Source organism: Paenibacillus sp. FSL P4-0127 (assembly GCF_038007325.1).
Classification (GTDB): domain Bacteria; phylum Bacillota; class Bacilli; order Paenibacillales; family Paenibacillaceae; genus Fontibacillus; species Fontibacillus macerans.
On record NZ_JBBOWY010000001.1, the window covers coordinates 4,356,329 to 4,374,887 of the forward strand.

At 46.5% G+C, this 18,559-nt stretch carries 20 protein-coding genes and 2 pseudogenes; 20 read left to right on the forward strand and 2 right to left on the reverse strand.

Annotated elements, in window-relative coordinates; genetic code table 11:
* The first annotated feature begins 37 nt into the window (after positions 1–37).
* Both NYE74_RS19620 and NYE74_RS19625 read left to right on the forward strand, forming a co-directional pair.
* A complete protein-coding gene (locus NYE74_RS19620) occupies positions 38–886 on the forward strand; it encodes an AraC family transcriptional regulator (protein ID WP_036622920.1) in 849 nt (282 codons plus the stop codon).
* Between the two features lie 201 nt (positions 887–1,087).
* The gene (locus NYE74_RS19625) at positions 1,088–1,816 is read left to right on the forward strand and encodes a CAP domain-containing protein (RefSeq protein ID WP_036622921.1); all 729 of its coding nucleotides are present in this window, start codon (positions 1,088–1,090) and stop codon (positions 1,814–1,816) included.
* A gap of 95 nt (positions 1,817–1,911) precedes the next feature.
* Here the strand turns inward: NYE74_RS19625 and NYE74_RS19630 are convergent, their stop codons facing one another.
* Entirely contained in the window at positions 1,912–2,271 is a 360-nt protein-coding gene (locus tag NYE74_RS19630) for a MerR family transcriptional regulator (protein WP_036622922.1), read from the reverse strand.
* A gap of 117 nt (positions 2,272–2,388) precedes the next feature.
* Here NYE74_RS19630 and NYE74_RS19635 point away from each other — a divergent pair, with 117 nt between their 5' ends.
* From NYE74_RS19635 to NYE74_RS19650, 4 genes are all read left to right on the forward strand, one after another.
* The gene (locus tag NYE74_RS19635; protein ID WP_213510394.1) at positions 2,389–2,847 is read left to right on the forward strand and encodes a nitroreductase family protein; all 459 of its coding nucleotides are present in this window, start codon (positions 2,389–2,391) and stop codon (positions 2,845–2,847) included.
* 217 nt (positions 2,848–3,064) lie between these two features.
* Positions 3,065–5,686 (forward strand): phosphoenolpyruvate synthase, encoded by a 2,622-nt coding sequence (ppsA, locus tag NYE74_RS19640; protein ID WP_124332095.1) that lies wholly within the window; start codon positions 3,065–3,067, stop codon positions 5,684–5,686.
* Between the two features lie 240 nt (positions 5,687–5,926).
* Entirely contained in the window at positions 5,927–6,685 is a 759-nt protein-coding gene (locus NYE74_RS19645; protein WP_218032600.1) for a 3-oxoacyl-ACP reductase family protein, read from the forward strand.
* Positions 6,686–6,885: 200 nt separating this feature from the next.
* Complete coding sequence (locus NYE74_RS19650) at positions 6,886–7,482, forward strand: TetR/AcrR family transcriptional regulator (protein WP_036622926.1); 597 nt, start codon at positions 6,886–6,888, stop codon at positions 7,480–7,482.
* 126 nt (positions 7,483–7,608) lie between these two features.
* On the opposite strand, the gene NYE74_RS19655 is transcribed toward NYE74_RS19650, so the two are convergent.
* Entirely contained in the window at positions 7,609–8,571 is a 963-nt protein-coding gene (locus NYE74_RS19655; RefSeq protein WP_036622927.1) for a helix-turn-helix transcriptional regulator, read from the reverse strand.
* 110 nt (positions 8,572–8,681) lie between these two features.
* Here NYE74_RS19655 and NYE74_RS19660 point away from each other — a divergent pair, with 110 nt between their 5' ends.
* The 14 genes and pseudogenes from NYE74_RS19660 to NYE74_RS19725 all read left to right on the forward strand — a co-directional run bounded on the left by NYE74_RS19660 (position 8,682) and on the right by NYE74_RS19725 (position 18,489).
* Positions 8,682–9,161, forward strand: a complete 480-nt coding sequence (locus tag NYE74_RS19660) for a GyrI-like domain-containing protein (RefSeq protein ID WP_270618735.1) — start codon at positions 8,682–8,684, stop codon at positions 9,159–9,161.
* Positions 9,162–9,184: 23 nt separating this feature from the next.
* On the forward strand, positions 9,185–9,649 hold the full coding sequence (locus tag NYE74_RS19665; RefSeq protein WP_036622929.1) for a hypothetical protein: 465 nt from the start codon (positions 9,185–9,187) through the stop codon (positions 9,647–9,649).
* Between the two features lie 544 nt (positions 9,650–10,193).
* Positions 10,194–10,319: pseudogene (locus tag NYE74_RS19670) on the forward strand (class I tRNA ligase family protein); the annotation flags it as partial.
* 189 nt (positions 10,320–10,508) lie between these two features.
* A complete protein-coding gene (gene vanR, locus NYE74_RS19675; protein ID WP_124332221.1) occupies positions 10,509–11,213 on the forward strand; it encodes a VanR-ABDEGLN family response regulator transcription factor in 705 nt (234 codons plus the stop codon).
* Between the two features lie 16 nt (positions 11,214–11,229).
* The gene (locus tag NYE74_RS19680; RefSeq protein ID WP_316560795.1) at positions 11,230–12,324 is read left to right on the forward strand and encodes a sensor histidine kinase; all 1,095 of its coding nucleotides are present in this window, start codon (positions 11,230–11,232) and stop codon (positions 12,322–12,324) included.
* A gap of 135 nt (positions 12,325–12,459) precedes the next feature.
* Positions 12,460–13,422 carry a D-isomer specific 2-hydroxyacid dehydrogenase family protein gene (locus NYE74_RS19685; protein WP_316560794.1) on the forward strand — a complete coding sequence of 321 codons (963 nt, stop codon included), beginning with the start codon at positions 12,460–12,462 and terminating at the stop codon, positions 13,420–13,422.
* Entirely contained in the window at positions 13,423–14,454 is a 1,032-nt protein-coding gene (gene vanA, locus NYE74_RS19690; RefSeq protein WP_341005128.1) for a D-alanine--(R)-lactate ligase, read from the forward strand. It abuts the gene before it with no gap.
* A 4-nt stretch (positions 14,455–14,458) separates the two neighbouring features.
* Entirely contained in the window at positions 14,459–15,115 is a 657-nt protein-coding gene (vanX, locus tag NYE74_RS19695) for a D-Ala-D-Ala dipeptidase VanX (RefSeq protein WP_270618732.1), read from the forward strand.
* Between the two features lie 367 nt (positions 15,116–15,482).
* On the forward strand, positions 15,483–15,830 hold the full coding sequence (locus tag NYE74_RS19700; RefSeq protein WP_124332101.1) for a DUF1048 domain-containing protein: 348 nt from the start codon (positions 15,483–15,485) through the stop codon (positions 15,828–15,830).
* Between the two features lie 9 nt (positions 15,831–15,839).
* Positions 15,840–16,193 (forward strand): DUF1048 domain-containing protein, encoded by a 354-nt coding sequence (locus NYE74_RS19705; RefSeq protein ID WP_124332102.1) that lies wholly within the window; start codon positions 15,840–15,842, stop codon positions 16,191–16,193.
* A 13-nt stretch (positions 16,194–16,206) separates the two neighbouring features.
* Positions 16,207–16,527 (forward strand): PadR family transcriptional regulator, encoded by a 321-nt coding sequence (locus tag NYE74_RS19710; protein WP_124332103.1) that lies wholly within the window; start codon positions 16,207–16,209, stop codon positions 16,525–16,527.
* 56 nt (positions 16,528–16,583) lie between these two features.
* Positions 16,584–16,805 (forward strand): annotated as a pseudogene (locus NYE74_RS19715) (DUF1048 domain-containing protein); the annotation flags it as partial.
* Positions 16,806–16,977: 172 nt separating this feature from the next.
* On the forward strand, positions 16,978–17,739 hold the full coding sequence (locus NYE74_RS19720) for an ABC transporter ATP-binding protein (RefSeq protein ID WP_316560792.1): 762 nt from the start codon (positions 16,978–16,980) through the stop codon (positions 17,737–17,739).
* Positions 17,740–18,489, forward strand: a complete 750-nt coding sequence (locus NYE74_RS19725; RefSeq protein WP_124332105.1) for an ABC transporter permease — start codon at positions 17,740–17,742, stop codon at positions 18,487–18,489.
* Positions 18,490–18,559: the final 70 nt, after the last annotated feature.

Below are 18,559 nucleotides of genomic sequence, written 5' to 3' on the forward strand. Positions count from 1 at the left end.
AATGTAACAACAGGTACGGAAGGGAGTGCGGAGCGGATTGGGAGATCTATATTTCGAGAATCATACGGGTACTTTCGAGGTATCCCACCGGAAAGCGTTAAGCCACCATATGCCGGTGAGCCATTTTCACAGCACTTACGAAATCTATTATCTGATGTCCGGCAAGCGGGAATTTTTTATTCAGGACCGGACGATTACGATTAACGAAGGCGATGTCGTCATCATTGCTCCCAATATTCTGCACCGTACGACCAATGCGGAGCGGCCGAAGCATGAGCGGTTCATTATCAATATGCACGAGCGGCTATTTTCGCCGGACGGCGCCCACAAGGAGGCGCTTTGGCCTTTGCTGGATCGGGATTATCTGATCGTGAACGGCTCCTTGCGCAATAGACAACCGCTCGAAACGCTTTCCAGAGCGATTATTCAGGAGATTCGGGAACGCAGTAGCGGCTTCGAATTGTTTGCCCAGACGCTCGCCGTGCAGCTGCTCATCATGTGCTGCAGGCACTTCCGGCAACAGGATGCGGAGCTGCCGGCATCGCCAAGTCCGATGCATGAACGAATATCGGAGATTGTCCGCTATATCAACGAGCATTACATGGAGGAATTGTCGCTTCATTTGCTAGCGGATAGATTTTATATCAGCCCGTATTATTTGAGCCGATCCTTCAAAGAAGCGACGGGCTTCGCGTTCGTAGAGTATGTGAACAGCGTACGGATCAAAGAAGCCATAAAGCTGCTTGAGAGTTCTTCCAAAAAGGTCAACTTGATCGCGAGAAAGGTGGGGTTCGGAAGCGTGACGCACTTCGGTCGAGTGTTCAAGGCGGTCACGGGCCATGCGCCGTTGCATTATAGAAGGAAAGAGGAGACGCGGAGAATTTAATAATCTTATTTCTGTATAAAATTGGATAATTCAAGCATAATAGCGGCTTCGATCCGCCCGTATGCCAATAGCCTTGGCCATGAGTCGGTCAAGGCATTTTTGCTGATTATGTTAGTCTGTTCGTGTAAGAATAAATCGGGGCCCCGCCGGAAAAATTAAGTGCAGTTATTCATTACTTTAACGAACAGAGGAGATTGGAATATGGTAAAGTATATTTTATTGGCAGCAATATTGCTGGTATCGGGGTGTGCGGCCGGCAACAATGCGGCGGGAAACAACACGGCGGGAAAGACCCCTTCAATGAAAGCTCAAACGGCTGCACCAACTCCTGTCACCACACAGGCGTCTTCAATAGCTACATCAACTAAGGCTCACGGATCGGTTAGGATAAAAGAAACTCCCGATGGATTTCCTTCCAATATAGGGGACTTCATTCCACCTGCCGGAAATCCGACAAACCCGGTACCTTCCAATCCGACCAATCAAGTTCCATCAAGACCAACGAATCCGACACCTTCAACGCCTTCACCTACTACAGGCACTACAGGACAAGCTCAGGATTCCTCCCAATTTGCGCAGCAAGTACTGGATTTGGTCAATAAGGAAAGAAGCAAAGCAGGTTTAGCCGCTCTTACCATGAGTCCCGAGTTGTCCAATATGGCGATGGTCAAGGCACAAGACATGTATAACAACAACTACTTCGATCATAATTCCCCAACACACGGATCCCCGTTCGATATGATGAAGGAGTTCGGAATTACCTACAATTCAGCCGGTGAAAATATTGCCAAAGGGCAAAGCAGCCCTACCCAAGTGATGAACGATTGGATGAACAGTCCGGGGCATAAAGCCAATATTTTAAACAGCTCCTATACCAAAATCGGTGTTGCTTACTACAATAGCGAGTGGGTGCAGGAATTCACGGGGTAAGCCGGAACATAAGGAATGCGCTTAGTATTACACACCAATATGGACATCCGTTTCAGGGAAACGGAATGTCCTTTTTTTCTGTACGTTAATTGTTCTTAACATTTTGTTCGAAAATTCACTTTACCTTCCAAAACTGCACTCAAGAATTTTTTCGACTTTTTCAATTGCTCCTCGATCTCTTCAATTTCTTTGATTTTTTGCTCCACCATTTTCTTCTTTACCTCGTAGGATAAGTTAAGTTGTTGATTGACCATCAAACTTAATTCTTCTATAGAAAAGTCCGCGGATAAAAGGGCCTTCACATCATCCAGAAACTCAACAATCTCTTCGGAATAAATCCGGTAATTATTTTCATCTCTTTTAACGAATACGTCCGGAATTAGCTTTTTGCGTTCATAGAACCTCAATGTTGATATGGGCAGACCGGTCCGTTTGGAAACTTCATTTATTTTCATCAGATGACCTCGTTATTTCTTGCTATAAACCTAAGTTCATAGTTCATAATACGAATATGATAACGAACGAAATACACCATGTCAAAAAATCCACTGTTATCAAAAAGGAGAGATTCTATGTTCAACAATATTCAAAATAACGATTTCGCTAATATAGTCAAGGGACGACGCTCCGTCCGCAAGTATGATGAAAATGTTAAAATATCGAAAGAAGAGATGAGCGAAATGATTGCGGAAGCCAGTTTGGCTCCGTCCTCCGCAAATATGCAGCCTTGGCGTGTAGTTGTGGTGGATACTCCGGAAGGAAAAGAAAAACTAAGACCTCTTGTGCGTTTCAATACGCTGCAAAATGATACTTCATCAGCCATGGTATTAATTTTTGGCGATACCCAAAGCTATTTCTATGCTGAAGAAATATACAATACGGCTGTGGAACAAGGAAAAATGCCGGCTGAAGCATTTGGTTTAGATGAAGAGCGCTATGTCCCGGTCATGATTATTTCAATCGGAAAAGCCAAGGAAGAGGGGCATGAGTCGGTTCGATTAGGTTCTGATAAGATAACATTTTGGAAGTAGCCATTTGTCGTAATATTAGTCGAGAATCAAAAAAAGAACCTGGGCAATTTTGCCAGGTTCTTTAATATTGCATATAAAAACACACGATGATATAATCAATCCACGACTGTGTCAATGAATATGGTCACAAATATCTCATCTTACATTTTAAGTGTAACACGCCGGTAAACTCTTGTCAAATGTTTTTTCTCAATTTAATGGTTAGGAGAGATGTGGAATGAGTTCGTTGGTTCTCGGCTTCAAGGAAATCGAAAAAACGCAGCTTTCGCTCGTTGGCGGAAAAGGGTTGAATTTAGGGGAGTTATCAAAACTAAAAGGAATACAAGTACCTGAAGGATTTTGTGTTACAACCGCGGGATTTCAAAAAGCCATCGAACAAAACGAAACGTATCAAGCTTTGCTTAATCGACTAACCATGCTAAAAGCAGAAGATCGCGATCAAATCGGGGAAATCAGCGGGAAGATTCGGCAAATCATTTTGGACGCCGAAATTCCTTCCGATGTTGTGAAAGCAGTAGCTCACTGTCTATCCCAGTTTGGCCAGGGGCTTGGCTTTGCCGTGCGTTCCAGTGCGACTGCCGAAGATTTGCCGCATGCCTCTTTTGCCGGTCAACAAGACTCCTTTTTAAATATTATCGGCATCGATGCGATCTTGCAGCATATCCGCAAATGTTGGGCGTCGCTGTTTACCGATCGCGCGGTCATCTACCGAATGCAAAACGGATTCGACCACCGTCAGGTTTATTTATCCGTTATCGTGCAAAGGATGGTTTTCCCGCAGGCTTCGGGGATTTTATTTACCGCCGATCCGATGACCGGAAACCGAAAGCTGCTGTCCATCGATGCCGGTTTTGGGCTTGGAGAAGCGCTGGTCTCCGGCTTGGTATCTGCCGATGGTTATAAAGTACGGGATGGGGAAATCATCGATAAAAGGATCGCCGCCAAAAATTTAGCGATCTATGGACGAAAAGAAGGGGGAACGGAGACAAAGCAGATCGATCCTGATCGGCAAAACACGCAAACCCTGACGGATGAGCAAATTTTACAGCTGGCACGCATCGGGAGACGGATCGAAGCTTATTTCGGCCAGCCGCAAGATATTGAATGGTGTTTGGCGGATGGCACTTTTTATATCGTCCAGAGCCGGCCGATCACAACTTTATACCCGATCCCTGAGGCGAATGATCAGGAAAATCACGTTTATGTATCTGTGGGTCACCAACAAATGATGACCGACCCCATGAAACCATTGGGATTGTCTTTTTACCTGTTGCTAACTCCTGCGCCCATGCGTAAAGCCGGCGGAAGGTTGTTTGTTGATGTTTCACTTATGCTGGCTTCACCTTCCGGCAGGGAAACTTTAATAAATGTCCTGGGAAAAAACGATCCGCTCATAAAAGATGCATTGACGACCGTCATAGAGCGGGGGAGTTTTATAAAATCGGTACCGGATGACAAGAAAGAACAGAGTTACGGTAAAAGCAATCAAGGTCCGGCGCCTGCGGATTATCAAACCCTAAACGATTACGATCCGGCAATCGTTTCTGAGTTGATTAAGCAAAGTGAATCATCGATCGAGGAGTTAAAACATAAGATCCAAACGAAATCAGGAGCCGATCTGTTTGATTTTATCCTGAAAGATATCCAGGAATTAAGGGAGAGGAAGAGCGTGTCTGATCCACGCAGCTTTGGTGTGATTATGACTGCTATGAATGCTTCATCATGGATCAATGAAAAAATGCTGGAGTGGTTGGGGGAAAAAAACGCAGCAGATACGCTGTCTCAATCTGTACCAAACAATATCACTTCGGAAATGGGTCTGGCGCTAATGGATGTCGCAGATGTGATACGTCCTTACCCGGAAGTCATTGCGTATTTGCAGCAAGTACAAGATGATCACTTTATGGATGAATTGCATAAGTTTGAGGGCGGGCAGGAAGCACGTGATGCGATCAATGCTTATCTCAGCAAATACGGCATGCGATGCACCGGAGAAATCGATATTACCAGACCTCGCTGGAGCGAAAAACCAATTACACTTGTCCCCATGATTCTGGGTAATATCAAAAACTTTGAGCCTAATGCCGCAAAGCGGAAGTTTGAGCAAGGGCGACAGGAAGCATTGAAAAAAGAACAAGAGTTATTGAAGCGATTGAAGCAATTACCGGATGGCGAACAAAAAGCCAAAGAGACAAAACGAATGATCGACCTAGTCCGGAATCTCATTGGATATCGGGAATATCCAAAATATAGTTATATTAACCGCTACTTCGTTTATAAGCAGGCTTTGCTCAAAGAAGCCGAACAACTCGTGCAAGCGGGCGTTATTCGTAATAAAGAAGATATCTACTATCTCACCTTTGAAGAACTTCACGAAGCTGCCCGCACCAATCAACTGGATTACCGGATCATCAGCCAACGAAAAGACGAGTACAAATTATACGAAAAACTAACTCCACCACGTGTTATCACGTCTGATGGTGAAATCATCGCTGGGGAGTACAAACGAGAAAATCTCCCAGCCGGAGCTATTGCGGGTCTGCCTGTTTCTTCCGGAGTGATCGAGGGACGAGCACGTGTCATCTTAAATATGGAAGATGCCGATCTGGAAGATGGAGATATATTAGTCACCTCCTTCACCGACCCTAGCTGGACGCCCTTGTTTGTATCCATCAAAGGCCTAGTCACCGAAGTTGGCGGACTGATGACCCATGGAGCCGTTATTGCGCGTGAATATGGTTTACCAGCCGTTGTCGGAGTGGAAAATGCGACCAAACTGATCAAAGACGGGCAACGAATTCGCGTGCATGGAACAGAAGGGTATATCGAGAAATTGTAAAGGTTAGTTCCAATGAAGCGGCGACAGTTAAGGACTTGATGATTCGGTCCATAGGCTGTCGCTGTTTCGCTATTCAAGCCAGTCTAGAGCTTGCTGCAGCACTCCAATTTTATGAATGGATATTAGCCGTTAACGAGCAAAAAAATTACTTCTTGCAATTTTGAACCAAAAGGTTCATAATAGCGTCATACCTAATTATGAACCGAAAGGTCCAAAATTGAATGGAGAGGAGTTTTACATTTGAATACGTCAAGCACAATGAATAAACCCTTAGCCGGCAAAAAAGCATTGGTCACCGGAGGAGCTCGCGGCATTGGCGCAGCCATCGTGAAAAGGCTCGCAGAAGACGGCGCGTCGGTTGCTTTTACTTATGTCAGTGCGCAAAGCAAGGCAGAGGAACTGGTACAAGAAGTTAAAAGCGCAGGTGGGCACGCTTTGGCGATTCGCGCGGACAGCGCCGATGCCGGGGCAGTGAAAGGCGCCGTCGAAGAGGCGATCCAAGCCTTTGGCGGTATTGATATTCTTGTAAATAATGCCGGCATTGCAGGTTTGAAGCCATACGACCAATATACCCTTGAAGAATTCGATCAAATGGTGGCGGTTAATTGGAAAGCGGTATTCGTTGCTGTTCAAGCGGCCGCTCCGCAAATGACACAAGGCGGTCGTGTCATCAATATTGGCAGTGTGGCCGCCGACAGCAACCCATTCCCTGGAAACAGCCTGTATATCTCGACCAAAGCCGCGGTAGCCGGATTGACACGAGGGCTGGCGCGCGATCTGGCGCCTCATGGCATTACAGTCAATAATATTCAACCAGGAATGACCGATACGGATATGAATCCTGCGGAGGGTCCCTATTCTTCATTCGTAAAGGCGATTCCGCTAGGGAGACACGGAAAGGCATCCGAAATTGCCAGTATGGTGGCTTTTATCGCTTCGCCTGAATCCAGTTATATTACCGGAGCAAGCCTGAATGTCGATGGGGGCGGGAGCGTTTAACCACAAGCGTTTTCTTAACGAAGGCAGAGTAAACGAGAAACAGACGATGTAAGCAAAATGATCCAAACTGTCAGGAGATCGGATTGCCGCCGATCTTTCTGGACAGCTTGGATCTTTTCATATTTTCCGAAATCATTGCAAATTCCGAGCTGTGTAGTAAAATATCACTTATCTGACATACGAAAAAGGGTGGGATGGTTATGGCAGCCGGACGTCCACGGGAATTTGACATTAAACAAGCGCTTGAGCGTGCCCTGAAGGTTTTTCGGCAAAAGGGGTATGAAGGGACTTCGTTGTCGGACCTGACCGAAGCCATGAAGATCAACCGTTCAAGCTTTTATGCCACTTTCGGCAGCAAAGAGAAACTGTTTCACATAGCGTTTGATTTATATATGAGCGAAGCGCCCATTCAAGCTTCCGTGACTGCGCTGAACGAACCGACAGCTCGATCCGTCATCGAGAAACTTCTTCGGGCAACGGCGGATTCGGTGGTCAATCCCGATTATTCTCCAGGCTGTTTATTAATCAAAGGAGCCCTTACAGGCAGCGAGGAATCCGATCCGATCAAACAATTATTGACCGATCAACGCGTTCAAATCGAACAAGCGCTAAGTACCCGGTTGGAGCAAGCCAAGAAGGATGGGGATTTGCCCGAGCACGCCAACCCTGCCGCCCTCGCCCGGTACGTCACAACCCTCGTGTACGGCATGACGGTCCAGGCTGTGAACGGGGCCAGCCGCGAAGATCTCGAAGAAGTGATCAACATCGCTCTGTTGGCATTGTCAGCATATGAATAATCGTGCGCCGAGTGGGAATTGTCGGCGGACAAGAACTTGCCATTGGAGTTGTACGAGCTGTCGGCGTCATCAGGCATCTTCTCTAACATTTTGATTTGATATTGATTGATGTCTGGCCGGCACTGCCTAGGGGCAGTATAAGTTTAATCTCTCTTGTAACCCTTCCGAGACTTCTTCCGGCATCTCCCTGACCTTGATATCCCCACCTAAGAAAAGTAGCCAATTTATGATTTCGGCTAATTCTTCCGAATGATGAACATTGATAAAAGCCTTAAGAATAGCTGTGGTTTGGTAAGGATTTGTATAGGAAAGTGAAACTTTTAAAGGATGGTATTTTTTGAACTGGGCAATCGCCTTGGGACCAAGTTCAAGGACAAGGTTGATATCTTCTTCCTGCTTGCTTAATTGTTCTAAAATCTTTTTCTTACTTGTTCTTTTTTTCGCAGGGTAGGGTTCTACATCGGTGAGATTGTCGACAGGAACAATCCGCCTCTTTTCTTCCTCTAAGTCAAAGCCTTCAATTAACCATAAGCTTTTTTCACGATAAAGGTGCAAGAGATAAATCGGATACGACTTTATTTCCTTCTCTTCTTCGATGGACACCAATAAATAGCTGTCCAGAAGCAGGATTTGGATGAGTTTTTCCAGCATGGGGTGGGGCAGGTCCGACAGATCAAGCAGGTCGGGATTATGGGGGTTGGTCCCTTCAAACAGCAATATTTCATTTAAAAGAACCAGGTCATCCTGCTGGTTTTCCGAGATCAGGCCGAGTAACTTTTCAGCTAAAGACTGACGACTCTTTAGATAAGGAAGTTGTTGATTTCTCGTGGCCATAAAGGCAATAAACAGAGCTTTAATCTCATTATCGGTAAAGCGGACCGTGGGCAGGACCGAGTTGTTCATGACAAAATAACCCCCGTCCCTTCCGGCTTCAGCGACAAGCGGCATCCCCATGGCTTCAATCTCTCGGATATCTCTAATGGCTGTCGAGCGGGAGATATTGAATTCTCGCATGATTTCAGAAATGGTAAAATGGGCGCGATTGTTGATATACCGCATGATGGTATTAATCCGTTCAACCTTTTTCATCGGGACCCCCTAAACGGTATCATTTTTTGACATGATTTATGGTTATTATAAACCCATCAAGTGAAAAGACAAATCATTTGATAAATTTAAAAAAGAGGAAGGTTTTGAATATGGCAAATTATACCCTTGAGGAAAAAGACAACTTCACCGTTTTGGGCATTGGAATCGAGCTTAAGAGCGATTACACGGACTATGCCGGCATAAACAAAGAGAAGGCAGACTTTTGGCAGGCAGTGAAACAAGATGGAACGCTGGACACTTTAAAGGCCATAGCCGAAAATGACTACATTTTTGCCGTGAACGAAGCGGTGAATAACAAGATGATGCATTATGCTGGTGTAATGAGCGAGGCCTCGCTACCGGAAGCAACCAGGGTTATTCAATTTCCTAAGGGGGAATACCTGGTTGTTAAAGGGGAAGGAAAGTCGGTTGAAGAGCTAAATAATACGCTTGCCGGCATTGCCTTTGGCCAAGCCTTGCCGGAAGCCAAGGATTTTGCCTATGTTGGCGGGCCAAATACATCGGTCGTGATGGGGCAGCGAAACGGTTTAGTATTTGGCGAAATGTGGATTCCTGTGGTTAGGAAATAAAGAGATCATAAGGGGGTATGAGCATGTCCTATATCGTTGATTTTAAAAATGTGTCTACGGTTGGCTTAGAGTCTTCACCCGTAGCAGAAGCGCTTGCCGGTTTACGTGCAAATGAAGCCCGTTACTTCATGAACAAATATAAGCATGAATTTACGGTTGTACCCGCAGCCGAAAGCCAAGAGACCCTTGCTTATGTGAACCGGATTTTGAAAGAAGAACGTGACATTGAGTTTGCGGCCAAGCCTTTAGAGACATCGCGTTTTCAAGTGGAAAATATCAAATGGGCCTTCGTTTTTTATGAGGATGGTCTTGCGGTCAACGTTTTGTATACAGTTGATGACCCTAAGAAGCGGGCCGTTGGTTTCAAGCTTTCCGAGGGGATGGAGGTACCCCGGGAGTTGGAAGGGAAGTTTAAGTTTGCCCGGCAGAAGTCTAAACTGGCCGGAACCATTCGGGGCTCGTTTTTTGTAATTAAAGGAGAATATTAAAGTAAACAAAACCGCCAATATTCATAAGAAACTTATGAATGATTGGTGGTTTTCTGTTCATTAGCAAATGGGCCAAAGTTATTCTGCTGAATTTCCATCCTAAGAAGATATACAGGATATTGGAACCAAACTTCATTGACAGTAACTGTCAGTGAAGTTGCTTATAATCAAAATACAGAACATCAGATATTTATCGACAAACAACGGTAAGGAACGTAAATACAACGCGCAAAATATATGAGCTTATGCTGGAATCGGAAAAGTAAGAACACCCAGAAAGCTCCGGTTGGTGAAAAGGAGCAAAGATGTTTCCCGCGAATATGGTCTCTGAGCCGCGCATCGAATCCCCAATCCGGAAGTAGGTTGCGCCGGGAACCCGCACCCGTTATCGTGCTAGAGTATAACCGCGTCCTGCGGCGTACTTGAAGAGGTGAATGCCGTAAGACATTGATGAAACTGGGTGGTACCACGTGAGCTAACACTCTCGTCCCTTTAGGGATGGGAGTCTTTTTGTTGTTTTCCTATAAAAAGGAGGTGAATTACCATAAGAAACATTTTTATCGGTGGAGCTTGGCCATATGCCAATGGTTCCCTTCACTTGGGAAGGCTAGCGAGTGTGCTGCCAGGGGATGTGCTGGCGCGCTACCACCGGGCGAACGGAGATTCTGTGAATATGTAGGCTTGTTCGAGCCGATCAATTTGATCGGCTTTTTAAAATATCATTAAACGAGGCGCAGCGAAGGAAGTTGGGGTCCTTATGAAAATCTTAATAAATTCTCAAGCTGGAAGTCATAAATTTAGTTGCCGAATTTAGTAAACTAGTAGGATGTTGAGTTCTGTCGGAAAGGGGCTGAAAATGATGTGCGCTAAAGTTCTCGTTGTTGACGATGAACATGAAATAGCGGATTTAATAGAAGTGTATCTGCGCAATGAAAATTATGAAGTGTTCAAGTTTTACTCTGCAAAGGAAGCTCTTGCCTGCATTGATCGGGCGGAGCTTGACCTGGCCATTCTGGACATTATGCTGCCGGACATCAATGGCTTTACGCTTTGCCGGAAAATACGGGAACAGCATACCTATCCCATCATTATGTTGACGGCCAAAGATGAAGAGACGGATAAAATTACGGGGCTAACCTTGGGTGCCGACGACTATATCACAAAACCGTTCCGTCCGCTTGAGATGGTAGCGCGTGTAAAAGCACAATTGCGGCGCTATAAAAAATACAACACGCCACAGTCTGCGCCTGTGACTGAACCTGTAATCGTCCATTCAGGTTTGGTTATGGATGTAAACACGCATGAGTGCCTACTGAATGAACAACCTCTTGAACTGACACCCACCGAGTTTTCCATACTCCGCATTTTACTGGAGCGAAAGGGCAGAGTGGTGAGTGCCGAGGAACTTTTTTCTGAGATTTGGAAGGACGAGTATTACAGCAAAAGCAACAATACGATCACCGTCCATATCCGTCACTTGCGTGAAAAAATGGGCGACACTGTAGAAAAACCAAAGTATATCAAAACCGTATGGGGGGTCGGCTATAAAATTGAAAAGCAATAAGAAGGGCAATTACGCAATGCTGAAGCGAAAAGCTTTTTTACAGATGCTGCTGATTACTATCATTGCTGCTGTTACTGTCCTTTTGATGCGGGATATTTTGCGGGGACAGATTGGAGATCGCATCGTTCAATTCCTGATTTATATTTTTAATCTGAACAACTCCGATGCACTGCTCATCTATCATTATGTATTTCGCAATAACTTAGATCTCATTATGCTTCTTTTGACCCTGGTTTTTCTGGTTATTCTTTCTTGGTTTACGATCTCCTGGTTCACAAAACATTTTGATGAAATCAGCTCCGGCATGGATCGGCTTGTGGAAGATTCAGAGGATAGAATATCCCTCTCCCCGGAGATGGAATTCATGGAAAATCGTCTGAATACCATAAAGGACAAGTTGAAAAGACAGAAGAAGGCCGCTCAGGAAGCGGAGCAACGCAAAAATGATTTGGTCGTTTATTTGGCCCACGACATCAGGACTCCGCTTACATCTGTAATTGGTTACTTGAGTTTATTGGGCGAGGCTCCCGATATGCCCGTGGAGCAGAGAGCTAAATATACTCACATTACACTTGACAAAGCCTATCGCTTGGAGGAACAAATCAACGAATTTTTTGAAATCACCCGGTACAACTTGCAGCAAATCAAGCTGGAAAAGGAAACGATCGACCTCTACTACATGCTTGTGCAAATGACGGACGAGTTTTATCCGATCCTCTCCGAAAAAGGAAATACCACTGTGCTTCACGCCGACGAAAACTTGACCGTGTACGGCGACCCGGTGAAGCTGGCGCGGGTATTCAATAATATTTTGAAAAACGCGGCCGCATACAGCTACCCAAACACGGAAATCGTTATTTCCGCAGAGGAAATAGAGGGTGATATAAAGATCGTTTTTCAAAATCAAGGCAATACCATTCCACAGGACAAGCTGGCCGCTATTTTCGAGAAGTTCTATCGCTTGGATGAAGCGCGCACGGCGGGCACTGGCGGTTCCGGGTTAGGGTTGTCCATCGCCAAAGAAATCGTCACCCTGCATAGTGGAATCATTGTGGCCCAAAGCAAAGATAACACAGTTACCTTTACGGTCTCTTTACCCGTTACGCATTAGGCAAACCTCAATCTGATGTTAGGATTTTCTTAGGAATTAAATAACTCAATCTTAAAATACGGCCTGTCCGCTCTTGATAACATGGTTTTATCAAAGCTGGCAGGCTTTTATTTTGCAGAAAGGACAGTTGACACCATGGAGAAAACAGGGATCACGATTTACGGATGTGAAAAGTACGAAGCGGATCTGTTCAGGAGGTATTCACCGCATTATGGTGTTGAACCGACGATCATTGAGTCAGCGGTATCGGCAGAAAACGCCGCGTTGGCATCAGGCAATTGCTGTATTAGCGTTAACCATAAAACGGAAATAGGGCCTTCAACTCTTCGCGCCCTCAAGGAAAACGGCGTCGCTTATATATCCACAAGAAGTATAGGCTGCAACCACATTGACATGGAAGCGGCTGAAAAGCTTGGCATTACTATTGGTAATGTAGCTTATTCGCCGGCCAGCGTAGCAGATTATACTTTGATGTTAATACTCATGTCTTTACGAAATGCAAAGTCGGTTTTATGCAGGGCAGACGTCCATGATTACAAGCTTTGCGCTGTACCGGGACGGGAACTGCGCGACATGACGGTGGGGGTCTTGGGGACAGGCCGCATCGGTCAGGCGGTGATTGATCGGCTACATGGCTTCGGATGCCGCATACTGGCTTACAACTTGTATCCGCAAGCTAAAGCCGAATATGCTACTCTGGACGAACTGCTGCGGCAAAGCGATATCCTGACGCTGCATATGCCGCTCAATAGCGATACTTACCGTATCCTTGACCGGAAGCGAATCAAAAGCCTGAAACACGGGGCCTTTGTCATTAACACCGCACGCGGTTCTCTTATTGATACGGAGGCGCTGTTCTGGGCTCTGGAAAATGGGAGGCTGGGGGGCGCCGCATTGGACGTCGTTGAAGGCGAAGAAGGCATATTCTATCACGACTGTACAAACAAGCCGATCCATAATCAACTTCTGCGGCGGCTGCAAAAATTGCCGAATGTGATGATTACGCCGCATACCGCTTTTTACACAGATCACGCGCTGCAAGATATCGTAGAGAACACGATTCAGAATTGCCTAGAATTCGAAAGGGGACGAAGCTAAATGCACAAGCTTAAGATGGCCGTTTTATTCGGAGGATGCTCAGAAGAACATGATGTCTCCATAAAATCCGCACAGGAGATCGCCAGAAACCTTGACCCGGACAAATTTGATCCGCTTTACATCGGGATCACCAAAACCGGTGAATGGAAACTCTGCGATTATCCTGAGGCGAATTGGGAAAGCGGAAATTGCCTTCCCGCCATTTTGTCGCCGGACAGAAAAGTTCACGGGGTGCTTGTGTTGGAGCAAGGAAAATACAAGAGCATCCGCCTCGATATTGTGTTTTCGGTTTTGCATGGAAAAATGGGAGAAGACGGCTCAATCCAGGGACTGTTGGAGCTCTCCGGCATTCCCTATGCAGGCTGCGATATCCAAAGCTCAGCGCTGTGCATGGACAAGTCCTTGACTTATGAGATCGTAAGAAACGCAGGAATCGCTACGCCTGATTTTTTGGCATTCAACAAAGGTGACATGCCGGACGCGGCGCCATTTGTTTATCCTGTCTTTGTTAAACCAGCCCGTTCCGGATCGTCTTTTGGCGTTAGAAAGGTATTCCATATGGACGAATTGCCGGAAGCCATCGAAAGCGCAGGACAATATGACACAAAAATTCTGATTGAGCAAATGATTTCCGGCAGCGAGGTAGGCTGCGCAGTGCTCGGAACCGGTAACGACTTGTTTGTTGGCGAAGTGGATCAAATCCGGTTATCCCATGGCTTCTTCCGCATCCATCAGGAAAAAAATCCGGAAAACGGGTCTGAAAACTCCACGATCAAGGTTCCGGCCGATCTTTCAGATCAGGATAAGAAACGGGTACAAGAAACAGCGAAACAGGTTTATCGGGCTTTGGGCTGCAGCGGGCTTGCTCGTGTGGATATGTTTCTACAGAATGACGGGCAAGTCGTGCTCAATGAAGTCAACACGATGCCTGGTTGTACCTCATACAGCCGCTATCCAAGAATGATGGCCGCCGCCGGCTTAACGCTTGCCGATGTGATTGAACGCGTAGTTGCATTAGCGATGGAGGGATAAGAATATGCAAAAAGGATTTGTGTTCCTTGATGAAGTTCTCCCCGGAATTCGTTGGGATGCTAAGTATGCCACTTGGGACAATTTCACCGGAAAACCGGTTGATGGCTATGAAGTCAATCGTATTGTCGGCACCCATGAATTGGCTGCCGCGCTGCATGTGGCTCAGGAGCAGGCAGCTGTCCTTGGGTATGGCTTGCTTCTCTGGGACGGTTATCGTCCGCAACGCGCTGTGGATCGATTTCTAAAGTGGTCTGAAGAGCCGGAAGATGGGCGTACAAAATCAAAGCATTATCCAAATATCAACCGCTCCGAAATGATCCGGAAAGGTTACGTAGCGGCTCAATCAAGTCATAGCCGCGGTAGCGCCATTGATCTGACTCTTTATCGATTAGATACCAACGTTCTTGTTCCCATGGGCGGTGATTTTGATCTGATGGATGTCATTTCCCATCACGAAGCTAAGGGAATCACTGAAGCTGAAACTGAAAACCGCCGGTTATTGCGTTCTATCATGGAGTCCAGCGGTTTTAACGCCTATGATTATGAATGGTGGCATTATACATTGAAAAATGAGCCATATCCCAGTACTTATTTTGATTTTCCTATATCACTGGCCCGTGAAAAAGGTATCACAGATGTTGCAGACGTGATAACAATATGACGGGGGGTTTTCAAAAAGCGTCAAAGAGACGCTTTTTTGTTTAGTGACTTAAGCCAGTTGAGTACGCTAAGCGTACGGAACAAAAAAACCACCCGCTATGCGGGCGGTGTAGTAGATCAATAAGAGCGGCTCTCTCCCGAAAAGATTGAGGAAGAGGAACAACGTAAAGCAGTTGACTCCTCGGCTACTCAGTGATACAATGTACACGTAATGAGTGATACTGAATAGCTCAATGTTCTAAAGGCTATTCAGTAAAATTTTCCCTCGGTACTATGTTATACTGAATATAAGTCAGACGAAGTGTAGAGGATCTGGGAAAATGGAGGTTCGTATTCACAAAAATTAACAAGTTAAAGGAGAAAACGCCATGAATTTTTGGGAAAAGATCACAGGCAATGACATGACTAAAGAATTTAAAAATTTTGAAGCACGAGCCCAAAAGCTGCCGGCTGATTATCAAGCGGCATGGGAAAAAATTAAAGCCAATCTTTGGCCGCACACCGATTTCACCGGCCGCAACCTCATGCCGATTCTTGACGGCGTGCTTGGCCTGCTCGAAGAAACGGCGGCGGACGGTCAGAGTGTCCAAGAGGTTTTGGGTGACGATATCAAAGGCTTCTGTTCAGCGCTTGCCGGCGAAGAAGGGGCTAAATCTATCCGCGACAAGTGGCGCGAGCAACTCAACAATAATATCGCTAAAAAATTAGGTAAATAGGAGGATAACATGAGAATACAAGATATCATCAAAGGCAAAAAAGAGTGGCGAGCGCACGTAGCCCGCGTTAAAGCGCTCCCGCAAGATTATCAGATTGTTTATAAAGAGATTCAAAAATATTTTTTTAAGGTTGGCCCAGCCCAGCTAACCGACGGGACGGCTTTGCTCTCGGGGGTTATCGATCTTTTTGAAGAGGGCGCGGCCTTGGGGAAAGGCGCGCTCGAAGTGACGGGCAGTGACGTAGCGGCTTTCTGCGACGATCTAATCAAAGATTCAAAAACCTACGCTGACATCTATCAAGAATCTGCCCACCAAGAAGTTAACAAGGCCGTGAATAAGGTTACGGATAATAAAACCAAATAAAAGGGTGCAAAACATGGAAAATTTAACTGAGATGCTGAAGGGGTCGCTGGAAGGCTGTGTGCTGGAAATCATCAGCCGCCGTGAAACCTATGGCTACGAGATTACCCGCCGGCTGAACGAGCTTGGGTTTACCGAAGTCGTGGAAGGGACGGTCTACACCATCCTCGTGCGGTTAGAAAAGAAAAACCTGGTCAACATCGAAAAGAAACCTTCGGATATGGGGCCGCCCCGCAAGTTTTACACCCTGAATGAGGCTGGCCGCCAAGAACTTAAATTGTTTTGGGAGAAGTGGGAATTTGTATCTTCAAAAATCAACGCCTTGAAGTCAATTTAGCTTCATAAGATATTCCGTATGATATTTGGAGCGTCTTATAAGCTTCATGCCAAAGGTGGAATTTCTCAGCGGGCAACGGGATGGAAATGCTGCACACGCAGTATGAATTAATTGAGTTGTTCGAAGCCGATGCGGCGGAAGGCAGACAAGTGCTGGAAATCACCGGGGACGACGTGGCATCCTTCGCCGACGAACTCGTCGCCAACGCTAAAACCTATGTCGCCAAGTATCGTGAAGATTTGAATCAGAGTATCATGAATCGATTGGGTAAAAAATAAATTCAGGTGGATAATACCGACTGTTCAATAGGCAACACCAACTGATTAGCTGGTTACAAATGTAAATTGCCGCCTTGCTATTCAGTTATATTTTTAGTTTAGTACTAAGTAATACTAATTATCAGTCAGACTAAATAGTAAATGATAGGCGCTTTTTTAAGGAGGAGAAATGATGAGCCATGCAGCGATTTCTGTAAAAGGGTTAAAAAAATCCTTTAAAGACAAGGAAGTCTTAAAGGGGGTGGATTTTGAGGTGCGGCGCGGTGAAATTTTCGCACTGCTGGGTTCAAATGGAGCGGGCAAGACGACAACGGTCAACATCCTCTCGACGCTGATGAAGCCCGATGGCGGCGAAGCAGATATTTGCGGCTTTGACGTCCAGTTTCAACCGGATCATGTTCGCCAGAGCATCAGCCTGACAGGGCAGTTCGCAGCTTTAGACAGCATGCTCACCGGGCGGGAAAACCTGATGATGATCGCCAAGTTGCGGGGAGTTTCCAATCCTGCTCAAGTCACCGACAATCTGCTTGCAAGATTCAGCCTGAGCGATGCGGCGGGCCGCCGGGTAGACAAATATTCCGGCGGGATGAAGCGCCGGATCGACATCGCCATGAGCCTGATCGGGGCGCCGGCCGTCATTTTTCTCGACGAACCGACGACAGGGCTTGACCCCGAAGCGCGGATTGAAGTCTGGGATACCGTCAAGGAGCTTGCCGGCAGCGGCACGACCATCTTGCTGACAACCCAGTACCTGGAGGAAGCCGAACAACTGGCGGACCGCATCGCCATCCTGCATAACGGAAAAATCATCACAACCGGCACCCTTGCCGAACTCAAAAAGATGTTCCCGCCGGCAAAAGTGGAATACATTGAGACGCAGCCGACCTTGGAGGAAATTTTCCTCGCGATCATCGGCAAAAAGGAGGAGATATAAATGAAAAGCAAAACAGGGGTATTGCTTGGGCGTTTAATGCGCAACATCGTGCGCAGCCCGGATACGATAATCACGGTGGCGATTACGCCGATTATGATGATGCTGCTGTTTGTCTACGTATTTGGCGGCGCCATCGAGACAGGTACGGACAACTACGTCAATTATTTATTGCCGGGAATTTTGCTGATGGCTATCGCATCCGGCGTCGCGTACACTTCCGTGCGGCTGTTTACGGATGTAAAGAGCGGGCTGATGTCGCGTTTCATTACCATGCCCATCAAGCGCTCGTCGGTATTGTGGGCTCACGTGTTGACCTCGTTTGTGTCCAATGCGCTTACGGTTGTAGTGGTTATCCTTGTCGCGCTCCTGATGGGCTTCCGTTCCGGCGCTAATATCCTGGATTGGCTTGCGGTAGCTGGGATACTCGGGCTGTTTACGCTGGCGCTGACATGGCTGGCGGTCATTCCCGGATTGACAGCGGGGTCTATGGAAGGGGCGACAGCCTACTCGTACCCGCTGATATTCCTGCCGTTTATCAGTTCGGCTTTTGTCCCCACCGAAACCATGCCGAAAGTTGTCCGTGCGTTCGCGGAGAACCAGCCCGTGACTTCCATCGTAAATGCGATTCGCGCCCTCTTGTATGAAGGGGCTGTTGGCACCGATATCTGGATCGCGCTTGTCTGGTGTGCCGGAATCATGCTCATCGCTTACTTCTTCGCCAGTAAAGCATTTAAACGCCAGCTAGGGTAAGTACACCAAAACGCTAAGCCTTCGGATATGGCCGGCTTAGCGTTTTTTAATCTAAGCCCAGGTAGTGGAA

Bases quoted from the DNA above. Each gene is read 5' to 3' on its own strand.
- NYE74_RS19625 (WP_036622921.1), top strand. From the start codon at position 1,088: ATGGTAAAGTATATTTTATTGGCAGCAATATTGCTGGTATCGGGGTGT.
- NYE74_RS19630 (WP_036622922.1), bottom strand. From the start codon at position 2,271: ATGAAAATAAATGAAGTTTCCAAACGGACCGGTCTGCCCATATCAACA.
- NYE74_RS19635 (WP_213510394.1), top strand. From the start codon at position 2,389: ATGTTCAACAATATTCAAAATAACGATTTCGCTAATATAGTCAAGGGA.
- ppsA (WP_124332095.1), top strand. From the start codon at position 3,065: ATGAGTTCGTTGGTTCTCGGCTTCAAGGAAATCGAAAAAACGCAGCTT.
- NYE74_RS19650 (WP_036622926.1), top strand. From the start codon at position 6,886: ATGGCAGCCGGACGTCCACGGGAATTTGACATTAAACAAGCGCTTGAG.
- NYE74_RS19655 (WP_036622927.1), bottom strand. From the start codon at position 8,571: ATGAAAAAGGTTGAACGGATTAATACCATCATGCGGTATATCAACAAT.
- NYE74_RS19660 (WP_270618735.1), top strand. From the start codon at position 8,682: ATGGCAAATTATACCCTTGAGGAAAAAGACAACTTCACCGTTTTGGGC.
- NYE74_RS19665 (WP_036622929.1), top strand. From the start codon at position 9,185: ATGTCCTATATCGTTGATTTTAAAAATGTGTCTACGGTTGGCTTAGAG.
- vanR (WP_124332221.1), top strand. From the start codon at position 10,509: ATGTGCGCTAAAGTTCTCGTTGTTGACGATGAACATGAAATAGCGGAT.
- NYE74_RS19680 (WP_316560795.1), top strand. From the start codon at position 11,230: ATGCTGAAGCGAAAAGCTTTTTTACAGATGCTGCTGATTACTATCATT.
- NYE74_RS19685 (WP_316560794.1), top strand. From the start codon at position 12,460: ATGGAGAAAACAGGGATCACGATTTACGGATGTGAAAAGTACGAAGCG.
- vanA (WP_341005128.1), top strand. From the start codon at position 13,423: ATGCACAAGCTTAAGATGGCCGTTTTATTCGGAGGATGCTCAGAAGAA.
- vanX (WP_270618732.1), top strand. From the start codon at position 14,459: ATGCAAAAAGGATTTGTGTTCCTTGATGAAGTTCTCCCCGGAATTCGT.
- NYE74_RS19700 (WP_124332101.1), top strand. From the start codon at position 15,483: ATGAATTTTTGGGAAAAGATCACAGGCAATGACATGACTAAAGAATTT.
- NYE74_RS19705 (WP_124332102.1), top strand. From the start codon at position 15,840: ATGAGAATACAAGATATCATCAAAGGCAAAAAAGAGTGGCGAGCGCAC.
- NYE74_RS19710 (WP_124332103.1), top strand. From the start codon at position 16,207: ATGGAAAATTTAACTGAGATGCTGAAGGGGTCGCTGGAAGGCTGTGTG.
- NYE74_RS19720 (WP_316560792.1), top strand. From the start codon at position 16,978: ATGAGCCATGCAGCGATTTCTGTAAAAGGGTTAAAAAAATCCTTTAAA.
- NYE74_RS19725 (WP_124332105.1), top strand. From the start codon at position 17,740: ATGAAAAGCAAAACAGGGGTATTGCTTGGGCGTTTAATGCGCAACATC.